Below are 1,514 nucleotides of genomic sequence, written 5' to 3'. Positions count from 1 at the left end.
GCCTGGTTGAGGGAGACCAGGGGCAGGTCGGAAGGCGTGTAACCACCCGCGTCGGAGCCGGCCGCGTGACGCGTGAACGCCTCCAACGCCCCCACGAACAGACCCGACAACTCCTCCACACCCTGCTCGTCGAGCACACCCGAAGCCCACGACCACGACACCTGCAAACACGGCCCCACCTCACCGTCCTGCACCACCGCATTAATCTCCAACGCATGCGGCACCGGCATCCCCGGATCCATCCCACTACCCAACGCCACCGACTCCGGAGCAATCTGCCAAGCACCACCACCCCCCACCGAGAACCGGCCCAAATAGTTGAACCCGATCTCCGGCCGCGCACCCCCACGCAGCACCGCACCCGTCTCCGCGTTCAAATACCGCAACAAACCAAAACCAAGCCCACGATCCGGAACCGACCGAACCTGCTCCTTCACCCGCTTCAACACCACACCGGCCCCAGCACCCCCCGCCCACACCTCACCCGCATCAAACACACCAGGATCCAGCCGCAACGGATACGCACTCGTAAACCAACCCACCGTCCGCGACAGATCAACCCCCTCCACAACCTCCTCCCGCCCATGCCCCTCCAACTCCACCAACACCCCACCACCAGCAGACACACCAGCAGAACCAGACCCCCACCGCGTCACCGCCAAAGCCAACGCGGCCAACAGCACATCCTCAACACTCGCGTGGAAAACAGAAGCAACCTCACCCAACAGCGGACGAGTCTGCTCCGGCGTCAACGACACCACCAAACCCTCCACCGTCCCCGCCGTATCCCTCACCGGATCCAGCTCACGCGACCCCACCCGCACACCAGAACCCGCCAGCATCCCCTCCCACAAACCCAACTCCGCAACCCGCCCAGCCGAACCAGCCAACCGCACCAAATGACCAGCCCAACCACGAAACGACGTCCCCACCGGCGCCAACTCCACCCCACGCCCCACAGACACCGCACCCCACGCCACCGCCAAATCCGGCAGCAACACACGCCACGAAACCCCATCAACCACCAAATGGTGCAACACCAACAACACCCGACCCGGCACACCCACACCCGCGTCGAACCACACCACCTGCACCATCACACCCGCACACGGATCCAAACGCCCCCGCGCCAAACCCGCCTCCGCCAACACCACCTCCTCCAACGCCACACCCACCACACCCGACACATCAACACGACGCACACACCCCCCCACATCCACCACACCCGACGGCAACACCTCCAAACCCCAACCCGAACCCCAACCAGAACCCGAACCCCCCTCACCACCAACAACCCGCAACCGCAAACCGTCATGCCGATCCAGAACCGACCGCACCACCGCGACCAACCCCTCAACCGACAACCCCACCGGCGCACCCACCAACATCGACTGCGAGAAACCCTCCAACGGCCCACCCCGCTCCCGCACCTGATGCATCACCGGCGTCAACGGCACCACACCCACACCAGCACCCTCAGCCTCAACCACCACCGAACCCGCCGAACCCGCCGA

At 65.1% G+C, this 1,514-nt stretch carries 1 protein-coding gene; it reads right to left on the bottom strand.

The window, feature by feature from the left end:
- Positions 1–1,466: condensation domain-containing protein (locus ACIQTP_RS46995; protein WP_403412403.1), on the bottom strand; the 1,466-nt coding region annotated here is incomplete at its 3' end.
- Positions 1,467–1,514: the final 48 nt, after the last annotated feature.

This window comes from Streptomyces sp. NPDC090798, from assembly GCF_044768965.1.
Lineage (GTDB): Bacteria > Actinomycetota > Actinomycetes > Streptomycetales > Streptomycetaceae > Streptomyces.
The sequence above is the reverse complement of the archived record's forward strand: the minus strand, read 5'-3'. Positions and strand labels throughout refer to the sequence as shown.